This is a genomic window from Bowmanella yangjiangensis, from assembly GCF_017255015.1.
Lineage (GTDB): Bacteria > Pseudomonadota > Gammaproteobacteria > Enterobacterales > Alteromonadaceae > Bowmanella > Bowmanella yangjiangensis.
This window is the reverse complement of record NZ_JAFKCS010000037.1, coordinates 1-10,028: the sequence shown is the minus strand read 5'-3', so window position 1 is coordinate 10,028 and position 10,028 is coordinate 1. Positions and strand designations below refer to the sequence as shown.

Genomic DNA, 10,028 nt, shown 5'->3' with positions numbered 1-10,028 from the left:
GTAGCCAGAAACAGACAGTTTCGAGAGCTGCCCGAGCGTCTGCCAGTGCGGCCAATACGCTGCAGGAACGAAGCAACCGTGTACGGGGCATCGATCTGGATCACCCGATCGAGGTCGCCCACATCGATACCCAACTCCAACGTCGAAGTAGAAACGATGACGCAGTCATTACCCTGGGAGAACGCTTCTTCAGCAGCTCTCCGCTCCTCCAGGCTTAAGGAACTGTGGGAGATGTAGGTGGCAACACCAAGGCACCGTAACTCAACTGCGAGCTCCTCAACCTTGGATCGGCTATCCACGAAGACGAGGCGCTTCTCGCCTTTGTGCAATCGTGAAATCACAACTGCTGCGTTTTTCAGCGACCCGACCCAATCGACTTGGACATCAGGAATCACATTGTTCTCAGCAGGAGGGTTAATCACGCTCCTTCGGGCATTACAGCTACCGGCAAGCCAATCGCAGAGCGTGTCAGGATTACCTACGGTTGCTGAGAGCCCTAAGCGCTGAATCTCTCGGTCTGCTAGAACGCTGATTCGCTCCAGGACAGACAGCAAGTGCCAGCCACGGTCATCACCGGCAAAGGCATGAACCTCATCAATAATCACTGTCCGCACGTTGGCAAAAAGCTGCTGATGATCAACCTTGTTGGAGACAAGCATGACCTCCAACGACTCAGGTGTTGTCAGCAGAATGTCCGGTGGCGAGGCCACAATCTTGGCCTTACGCGCGGCACTGATATCGCCATGCCATAGGGCGACGCTGCGCCCCAGGAGATGTCCGTAATAACTCAAACGCTGCTCAAGGTTATTGAGCAGCGCCTTGATCGGGCAGATGTAGAGAACAGAAAGGCCTTCCCAGCTCTCACTAAGCATGCGTGAAAACACCGGAAAGCTTGCAGCTTCGGTTTTTCCACCGGCCGTCGGAGCCAGCAAAATTGCGTGCTCGCTATCGAGGACGGGCTGGATAGTGGCCTCTTGCAAAGGCCGTAAACCGTTCCAACCTAGAGAGTTGACGATGTGGTGCTGCAAGGCAGGGTGGAGCTTGTCGAACTCACTCATGCAGCAAAGCTCCAATCAGACAGCTCAAAGATCGAGCTCGATATCATCTACCGAGCTTGCCGCGCTGGTAGCGCGCTCGACCGATGTCAGCTCGGTATCTGAAATGGTCAATGCGTAGTGCTGTCGCGGATTGAAGTCTTCGAACTGGTCAATACGATCCAGGACCTCACCCACCAGTTTTTTCAGGAAGATCCGCGGTGCAATCCCGACTTTGCCGCCCAGCTTACCGGTCACCGCCTTGGCCAGCTCAGCGATGTAATCATCGTCTGCCAGTCGCAGAATGCGGTCAGCCGTAGCGCTGTTATCGGCATACAGGTTACGCACCTTGCGACCGACCTCCTCCAGTGACTCCTGGCTGAAACCACGGAGACGAATTTGCACGGCACGAGGATTATCGAACCGAGCATCAGTGGTGAAGTCGACCGCCAGACGCTGAGCCAGAGGAGACAGTCGCTGGACACCCATAGGGCCATCGTAGAAGGCTGGAGTACCTGTGATAACCAAATAAAGGCCAGGGAATCGCCCAGAGTCCACCTCATCCATCAACTGACGCAGTGCGTTCAGGCTCTTGTCGCGAACATCTCCGCGCATACGCTGGAGTGTTTCAACCTCGTCGAGCACCAGCAGCAGACCAGGATGCCCTGAATCCTTGAGTATGGTTAGAACTCCTTGCAGGAAGCTCAACGCGCCGAAATGATCGATGTCGCCCTTGATCATTGCATAGCGCTTAACCGCAGCAGAAATGTTCGGCTGACCTGCCATCCAGGCCAAAAGCCCGTTGGCGATCTCTTCCTGGTCTTCTAGGAGAGCTCTCCGGTAGGCACGTAGAGTTAGGGCAAATGCAGGTGCTGAGCGCACTACTTCACCCAAGCGCTTTTCCATCAGTAAATCAGTGGCATCGATCAACGCTTCGGAGTCGTTCGGATCGATGTCATGCTGGGCTAGTACATCCTCTTCAAGAGTGTAGAACCAGGCTTCGACGATATTCTGAAAAGCGCCCGAGGGCATATCTGGCGTCGTCAAACGCTCCATCAGACGCCGATAGACCGTCTCCAGGCGATGCAGCGGCGTCTCAGTCTCGGAAATTTGTACCTCGGCGCAGGCAAAGCCGAGTCGGTGTGCTTTTTCACGGAGCCAACGTGACGCAAAGGTTTTACCGCTGCCGTACTCGCCACGAATAGCCTTGAATACCGCCCCGCCTCGACTGACCTTTTCCAGCTCCTCATCAAAGGCGCGCTCGAAGGGCAACAAGCCAACAGCTAAGGCATCTAAACCGTACTGCGGCACAGTTCCACGCCGCAGAGCGTCCAGAATATCCTGACGACGTTGTTGGCTAATCGACATGACTACACCCTGTAGTTATTGAATTTCAAACTGCTTCTTCAGATCTGCAATGTTCAAACGCACTGTCTGGGAATCACGCTCGACTGAAAGGATCGGATAGCCATCCACATTGAGCAGTTTCTGTGCACCCGCGAGGAACCCACGAATCCGCAGTTTCGGGATCAGCAACTCGGAACAAAGCACCGCCTCCATAACCTGCCAGCGGTGCTTTTCCATCAGCCTCAGCAGCGTCTGCATTTGTTCATCGCTGATCGCTGTGCGGCCTGCCCTATCGCGAACTTGGCCATAGACCGGCGAACTGAGCAACTCAGCAACCCAATCGCTTGTAGCGACCACCGGAGCGCTTTTGCTCAAGGCTTTCGCTGGCGATGCAAAGCCGAACATGTCCTCGACAACCTCAGCCACAGCCTGCTTCTTGCCAGCTGCTTTCTTGGTGGGTGCTTCGACAAATACGGTGGGCTCATCAACCGCGCTCGGCGTATCTGACTGAATGGCCTTCGTCGAATACCACCAAGCTGGCAGCCGTCGAGGCACCTCACGCCAACCCTCTACCCTTTGCCGCGTGGTGGCATTGATATAGACCCCAAGCGGTATCACAACCTCCTGGAGCGAACCACCACCGTGATAACCATGGCTCTTACTTCGGGTGTAACGCAGGCGTTCTGACCAAGGCAGGATCACCTGCTTATTCGCCGTCACGACACGCTCACCCGACAACTGGACTTCCAGCTCAGAGGGAACAATGCCAGGGGCCACCGGGTGATAGCGCTCGCCGTTTTCGTCGGCGGACTGCTGGTAAACCGAATCATGATCCAGTACGTGGCCGTGATCACTGGTAATGATCACCACGCGACCCGCCTCGCGAGCGGCCTCCATGACATGCCGCAGCAAGGCCACGGTTTCAAAGGACCAGTCGACCTTAACTTGCGAGCTACTGGACAGCTGATCATCGATCGCATTGATCACCACCGCCAGAACTCGGTGCTCCGTACCCGCAATTATCCCCCGAACGTTGCTATGCAAACTGCCAGATCCAGACTGGGACAAATCCTGCTTATGGAACACTTGCGGTGGAAACTTGGTGGAGGCCAGCTTTTTTAGCTGAGGGTGGCTACTGAAAGCCTTCTTCTCGTCGTTGGCATTGCCCTCACACAGAGCCCCCGATAGCAGCGAGCAACGGCTGACCTGAGTCACAGTGGGCAAGGCTGCAACCAGACATGCATCGCCCTGTGCGCCAACGGACTGCAGCTCCAACCAATGATTACGAGTGAGGTCTGCGCTTAACTGCCGGTAGACGGCTTCGCTCATCCCATCCAGCACAAGCAAAAGCACTTGCCCCTGCTCTGCCAATGGTGCAACCAGATCATCCAGGGCGCGCTCGACAGGAATGAATCGAGCAGGCAGATGATCACCGCGAGCGATGCTTGCCAGTTGCTGCCCGAAAGCCTGGTTTTGCCGCTCCCTGTAACGTCCAACGTGCTGCGAGAGCTTCTGGTAGACCGTACTTAGAGACTCCTCAGCATCTCCCGCCCAAATTTCGGTTCGTGCCCAATCACAAAAACCACCCTGCTCGATGTAAGCGCCGATCAGGCTAACTGCAGTTCCGTCTGCGTTCGGCGCCTGCTTGAGCCAACGTAGAAGGCGCATGGCCATATTGGCCCGAGCAACAGTCTCGCTATAGCGATCCAAGCCAGCCAGACGATGCCCCTCTATCTGCTGCAAAGCCAACTCCGCAGCCATTGAGTCGCCACCATCCAGAGCTTGATCCAAGGCAGAAGCAAAAGCGCTAAAGCGCGCGTGCAAACCACAAGGCAAAAGTGCCGAGTGCTCGGCGGCAGCCTGCACATCTAAGCTCGCAAGAATCTGCTCTGCTTTCGACAAGAAGCGTGCATAGCTAGGGAAACCGAGAGCACCTATCCACTGCCTGACCAGAGTAACTGCGACCTCGCCTAGCGGTTGCAAGACTCGGAATTCGATCTTCTTCCCACCCAAAAAGCGCTCACGGAAAATCCCACGACTGATATGCAGCTGGGTTAAATCAAGCGCTTGCAGACGCTCAATGTCCGAGGAAAACAGCCCGGAGCACGCCAAGGCGACGGCGAGCAGATCACTCCCCTGATCATTCAGAAGCAGCGTCGATACCACCTCATGAGTGTCGGGCAGGCCGCGGGCCAACCAATCCCCTAGGTTGTCTCGAATATCGCCTGGCAGAGCCGTAATCAGTGCACTGACATCCCCCTTAGTGCTCCAACTCAACACCGACTGCAGATCCAACGTGGCTTCTTGGTAGTTCAGATGAGCCATGGCGATAGCACGCCAGGCTGTCTCCTCATCCAGAATCTCGCCGAAGCTGATTTTCCCCTGATAGCGTTCAACACCATTGAGCATCGCCTCAGCTACCCAACGGCTCTGCTTGCGTGTTAGACGAGGATCAATGTCCCTGACACGAATCAGTTGCTGCAGGGTCTTCCAAGGGCTTATCCGCTGCGGCTCGTTGCGCCAAATTCTGGCCAACACGTCCATAGCCAAATCCGTCTCGGCAAAGCCGGACAGCAGCACAAGACGCTCTGAGGTTTCCTTTCGGTCTTGTTGATGCTTGACCAAGGCCTCTCTCATCGCCAACTCAGAGACGCAGTAGATGGCCCTGACTTTTCTCCCTTCAACAACTTGCTCTACAGCTAAAGCCGCTAAAGGGTTTGGCCACACTAATGCCACGCAGTCAGCCTCAGCGTCACGCTGAAAAACTGCCTGCAATTGGGTCACCACCGGCATCGGCAATGTCGCGCTCGCTTGCATGATCGACATTACCTCAATCCTCTGCCCCATCCATGCGAACAATGCTGTAGCTCACATCCAGCACATAGCCGTCCTGCAATTTACTCTCAATCTCGGCGAACAAAGTGCGCGCCTGCTTGCTGGTCAAACCGCTCTGCTGAACCTGCTCCAGCACCTTTCTGCCACCGGCACCTTTGATACTGGTATCGGCAGGCGGAACGATCTGAATGACCGGCGGAACGACGTTGCGCGTCAACTGCGATGTAGCATCTGCCTGAGCTTGACGAAGCGCTTGGGCCAGCGCCGTCACCAGTTCATCCGCGGTCAAAGCTGCAATGACACGCTGCTTAATCTGCAACGCCTCAGCTGCCCCTGACTTCCAAACAGTTTCCAGCAGTTGCCAGTTATTGTCCTGGATTGCCTGGGTCACGCTGGCAGCGCTGACGATACTTTTGGCGAGAGCCATCGCGTTGGTGGGTGGCTGAATATCCGCCAACGCAGCGATCAGGTCTGCCCCCTGCTTACCCTGCAAGGTCTGCAATAGACTCACGGCATACTCAGCATTGCGCAGACGATTGCATTGCGCCCCCTGATTAACCCGGCTCAATGCACCTCTGAGCTCAGTAACCAGTTCCTCACAATGCCCAAGCTGGCGCTTAACCTCATCCTGCACATCTTTTTCCAATGCATTCTGATGGTTGGCGGTACGCAACTTGTTAGGCGTCAGGCCGAAGATAGCGGAAGCGTTATCTACGCCCAGCTTCCAGATGTTCGGCTCAGCCAGATCCTGCTTGGTCAGCAACAAGTTATCCGGCATGTCCTTAAGCGCCGGCACATAGTCCTTGCCATGCAACGAGAAAGCATATTGGCCATGCTCGGCAAACACCATGATCAGCAGGTTTTGCACAATGTCCGGCAGCCCTTTGGGTGTCGGCTGATCAATGGCCGAACGTAGGCGCTTTACCGTCACTGGATCCCCGGCGTATTCATCCTTGGCAAGCTCACGAGTCATATGCTTCGGCCAATCATCATTGAAGATGAAATGCCGCTCGTGCATCTCGCCAAGCTTTAGTGGCTGTGCAATCGAACGCATGATCGAGCGCAACGGCGTGTCGATATCGATGCGGCCATTGCTGGCATGCACAGAGCGACGCAGCTGCTCCATCACCTTACCCAAGTCTGCCAGCCTGACCTCACCGTCAAACTCAGGGTGATCCGGATACTGGAAGCTCAGCGCCTGGTTAAGTAGGTGCTCGAAGGCGGCACGCAGATTACTGCCCACCGGCAGCTGCGGAGTAAATCCGGGCTCCAGCGAATAAACCTGGCTTTCCAGTTGGACCGAATCATCCAGCGAACCCGACAGTGGCTGCGCGGCACCGAATGCGCCCATCAGATAGTCACGAATACGCTGACGCAACTGGCTGCGCTGGTTATCGAGAAGCGTACGTGCTTGGGCCCTCTCAATAGGACTCAGATGCTTACTGAAGGAAGCGAAGCGATCATCGCTTTTCAGTACGTGTTCTAGGGTCACCAAGGTTCCCAGTTCGCGCTGGGCCGACTGGCTGAAGAAATACGGCAACCAGCAAAGGGTCTGTGTCGCATTACCAGTGGCTTCGTACTCCTGGATGCGTGCCCTATCGCTCGCGGGAGAGTGGTTGCCCTGGTCAAACGGAAAGTCGACAAGCACCTTCCAATCATCACCACGCGCCTCAAAGGTGGTGAAGTCGGAAATCTCGCGGATGTTCTGGAACATCACCTCAACGGTGCGACGAGTACCGCGCCAGGCGAAGGGATGCTCGATAAACAGCTGATTGTCATCCTGAACGCCGAACGCTTCGAACAGCAAATCCTTAGTCAGCTTGCGGCGAGCGCCATCGTTGTCATGGATTTTCGCCTGCTCAAGAATGCTTTCGGTATCCACGCCTGAAAGCTGAATCGCGATGACCGGGTTGGAGTCATCACTGATCTTGATCTCACCGACTCGCCCCGCCCATTTGCGGCACTTCTGCAAAACCGTCTGCGCTTCACGGCCTGGAATCGGTGACTTTATTGTGCCGTGGTTCAACGCGGCGAGCTTGTTGGCCGTGAGCTGCTTGAAGCACTCCACCTCCGGAACCAGCGCCGACAACAACAAGGTTTTGATCAGGCGCATGTCATTGGTAAAGGCGCGACGGCCGGGGTCATTGACTGGTAGCTCCAGCAGCTGATCCAGCTTGAGGTTGTGCTCCTCCTCCAGCAACGGCACCAGCTTGCGCTCGAACAAATGGCGAGCATTGTCGAAATGCATACGCATCACTTCTGAGAACGGCTCAGCCTCTGAAGCAATCACGTCGTACAGGTCACCAACCGGAATACATCCACCTAACTCCAGGGTTTCGCGCTGATCGACCAACAGCATCAGCATGACCTTGAGCGCAGTACGCTCACGCTGAAGAGCGGAAGAAAGCGCAACCAGCGCCTGCACCAGAGCAGGACTGAAGGGATACAGCGAGCGGAACATCTCGCGGTCACCCTGGTTGGTCAGCAGGATTTCCTGCACCTCGCTGCGCAAACCGGCATCCATGGCCGCAAAGGCATTGTCGATCTCTGCCTTGGCAGCTGCATTGATCGGCTTGAGCAAGCGACGCTCAGCGATCACTGGAAGGTTACGGTCCTCAAGGGTGATGGTGTGGAAGCGACCATCCCAGTACTTGAGCGAGTCGCTCAGTGCTTGCTGCTCAGCGCCGTTGTACTGATCACCCACGAACTCACGCAGATCACGCTGACGGGCAATAAAGCTGGCCATGGGCAGTGCACGTTGCTCACTGGCTTCAACCAGCTTCACCACTTTCTGAATGTTGTTGGCGATAAAGCGCTGGTCAGAAAGATGGCTGGCCAGCCAGAGGATCAGCTCATCGAGGAACAAGATGATCGCGTCGTAACCGAGCGCTTTGGCATGCTCCGTCATGATGCGTAGGCCTTCATCGAAATCGACGTAGCCGCCGTACTCACTGTTGGCCATATCCGCCATGGAGCTGTAGAAAGTGCCGATCAAATCTCCGACCAGGCGAGCCTTATCGTCAGCACCAGCTTGGTCATTCAGCACTGCATCGAAGCTGGCTGCATCCCAACCAGTCGATAGATCACCCCAGCCATCATCCTCGGCCGCTGCTGCGCCTTTGTTCAGCGTGGCGAAGAAATTCGCATCACCCATAGTGCTGCGCAGTTGCCGAGCATCACGGAACAACCGATCACTCATGTAAAAGCCGGGTACCAGTGCATCGGGGTGCAGGTGTTTGATATGTCGCGCGTAGCCACCCAACACACCCGCCTCAATGCTGGCGGCGCCGATCATGTGGTAGGGCACCAACAGGATATTGGTTTGCTGCAGCCATTCATCATGCTTGGCTACAGCCGGCGCCAGCTCGTTGATCGCCCGTGCTTGGGAATTGCCCTGCAGCAGCAGGTGCAGTACCGCCATAAAGTGCGACTTACCGCTACCGAAGCTGCCGTGCAGGTAAGCGCCCTTCTGACGGTTCTGGTTGCCCACCACGGTGCTCTTGATAAAGCTCAAGGCATCGTCGAACGAGCGCTGCAGCTGCGGCGTCACCACATACTGCTCGAGCGTTTGGCTGATAGCTGCATCAGCCAACCCACTGGACAGGTTAAGAACGAAATCCCCCCGTTGAACCTTTTCTGGGATCTCGATCAGCTCTTTAATCAATGTCATGCTTCAAACCCCAGAATCAGTTCTGCTCGGCCACTTTCTTTTTTCGACCGCCACGTTTTCCAGCTACTGCAGCCGGCTGCCAGCTCAAAAGGTCAGTCCGAGTAATTTCCAGATTACGCAGTTCCTCAAGCAAGAAGCCTTCGTAGTAATCGCCCATACGCTCGCCGAACTCCGGATCCACCTCGTTGTGCCATTGCTTCAACCAGGGGATCAGCTCATCCAACGCCACCAGCATGGGCATCAGCCGCTCAGCTTCCCAGCCCTCGCCCTCTTTGCGATCCAGATACCAAGCGGCAATAGCCTGAGCTCGTTGCAGATGGTTCAAGCCGGCCCAGCCTATGACCAGTGTGCTATCACCGCCTTTTTCACAACCAGGCAGTGAGAAGAAGCGCTCTTTAGGCACATCCAGTTTGCCGCGCAGCGGCCAATAGTTTGCCTGACGGAAGTCAGGCTGCTTGTAAGCCGGCGGTAAGGCGATAGTGCCCACTACCTGCTGCTTTTCAATTTCGGCACTCTGCTTTGCCAAGACATAAGCAGCCTGCTTATCCGGGTTTAACGCATCAGTTTCTGACAGGGGCTTATCGACCGCGTACTTAACATAAATGGCATCTTCCTGGCGTTGTTTACTCCAAGTTTCTTGCCAAGCAAACCATTTACTCATAGCTTCGGGCTTTAAGCGTGCGGCAGCCATAATCGGCACCTGTTCACCAGCCACCAAGTCACTTACCAGCAACTGCAAATCCAACATATTGCTGCCGGCATAAATTTTTGCAACTTGCTGCACCTTGAGATTAGTGCGTAGCTTGTCGGCCAACTGCGCACACGTAAACAACTGCGGCTGCTGAACCATTGCATCAATTTGATCCAATAACCATTCTCTTGCAGCCGCCTTTACGCGCACCACCCAAGTATCGCGAGTCCAGCGGCGCTTATGATCTTTGTTATCAATAAGCTTAATCCATGGATTTCGTTCAATTTCATCCAAACGTTTCTGAACCAACTCTTGATAATCATCAGGCCAATGGCGCGGCACTTCAGTGATTGGCTGACTTCCATGATGCTCAAACCAAATGGTATCGGACTCACCTTGCTCTAATTCACGAGCCAATAAAATCTCGAAAGCACGCAGCCCTAACTCAATC

General features: G+C 55.3%; 5 protein-coding genes. All 5 read right to left on the bottom strand.

The genetic code is table 11. From position 1 onward, the window contains the following. Positions 1-1,058 (bottom strand): DEAD/DEAH box helicase (locus J0A65_RS20380; protein WP_206596182.1); only part of this gene is annotated, 1,058 nt, incomplete at its 3' end. A gap of 24 nt (positions 1,059-1,082) precedes the next feature. Next, positions 1,083-2,402 (bottom strand): BREX system ATP-binding protein BrxD, encoded by a 1,320-nt coding sequence (brxD, locus tag J0A65_RS20375; protein WP_206596181.1) that lies wholly within the window; start codon positions 2,400-2,402, stop codon positions 1,083-1,085. Between the two features lie 15 nt (positions 2,403-2,417). Further along, on the bottom strand, positions 2,418-5,207 hold the full coding sequence (pglZ, locus tag J0A65_RS20370; protein WP_206596180.1) for a BREX-2 system phosphatase PglZ: 2,790 nt from the start codon (positions 5,205-5,207) through the stop codon (positions 2,418-2,420). A gap of 4 nt (positions 5,208-5,211) precedes the next feature. After that, the gene (locus J0A65_RS20365) at positions 5,212-8,886 is read right to left on the bottom strand and encodes a phage resistance protein (RefSeq protein WP_206596179.1); all 3,675 of its coding nucleotides are present in this window, start codon (positions 8,884-8,886) and stop codon (positions 5,212-5,214) included. A 16-nt stretch (positions 8,887-8,902) separates the two neighbouring features. Then, positions 8,903-10,028 (bottom strand): DUF7008 domain-containing protein (locus J0A65_RS20360; RefSeq protein ID WP_206596178.1); only part of this gene is annotated, 1,126 nt, incomplete at its 5' end.